Source organism: Microbacterium sp. GbtcB4 (assembly GCF_019091465.1).
In the GTDB taxonomy this organism is placed as follows: Bacteria; Actinomycetota; Actinomycetes; order Actinomycetales; family Microbacteriaceae; genus Microbacterium; species Microbacterium paraoxydans.
In genome coordinates this window covers 1-233 of sequence record NZ_JAGXJJ010000653.1, presented here as the reverse complement: position 1 = coordinate 233, position 233 = coordinate 1, and the positions used below count along the sequence as shown (strand labels likewise).

Annotated in this window: 1 protein-coding gene; it reads left to right on the top strand. The window is 75.1% G+C overall.

The features are described from left to right. Positions 1–69 precede the first annotated feature (69 nt). Positions 70–233, top strand: a 164-nt coding sequence (locus tag KVS71_RS19140; RefSeq protein WP_217585319.1) for a GntR family transcriptional regulator, incomplete at its 3' end; no start/stop codon positions are given.

Below are 233 nucleotides of genomic sequence, written 5' to 3'. Positions count from 1 at the left end.
CGCGCGGCATCGCCGCGTTGCGTGGTCTGACCACACACGCTAACCTGTGGTCTGACCACTGGAGGCGTGATGACGGAGCAGCCGGCGCGCGCATGGCGACTCGTGCTCGAGCACATCGGGCGTGACCTGCTCGACGGTCGTCTCGGCCCGGGGGACCGGCTGCCGTCCGAACGGGACCCCGCGGGCGCCCTCGGCGTCGGACGAGCGGGGGTCCGGGGGGGGTCCCGCGGGCC